Raw genomic sequence first — 433 nt, 5'->3', positions numbered from 1 at the left:
GCCGCCTGCACCAGCGCGACCTTCAGCCAACGGCTCCCCTTGGTCGTCTTGCCGCTGCGGCGCCGACCGGCGCTCTCGTTGTTGCCCGGGCACATCCCCGCCCAGCTCGCCAGGTGCCCGGCCGTCGGGAACTGCCCCATCTCCGCGCCGATCTCGGCCACGATCACTTCGGCGATCCGGCGGCTGACCCCCGGGATCGTCTCCAGCCGCGACGCCGCCTCGGCGAATGGGGCCATCACCTGCTCGATCCGCTCGCCCAGCCGACCGATGATCCCCTCCAGCGCTTCCAGGTGCTCCAGGTGCATGCGCAGCAGGAAGCGGTGATGATCCGTCACACGCCCCCGCAACGCCTGCCGCAACGCCGGGAGCTTGGCCCGCAACCGCCCCAACGCCAGGTCGGCCAGGGTTTCCGGGTCCTGCTCGCCGGCGATCA

Annotated in this window: 1 protein-coding gene; it reads right to left on the bottom strand. The window is 71.8% G+C overall.

From position 1 onward, the window contains the following. On the bottom strand, window positions 1-433 hold a 433-nt coding region (locus AB1L30_RS00965; RefSeq protein WP_367011463.1), incomplete at both ends, for a transposase.

This window comes from Bremerella sp. JC817 (assembly GCF_040718835.1).
Classification (GTDB): domain Bacteria; phylum Planctomycetota; class Planctomycetia; order Pirellulales; family Pirellulaceae; genus Bremerella.
This window is presented reverse-complemented; position numbering and strand designations above follow the sequence as displayed.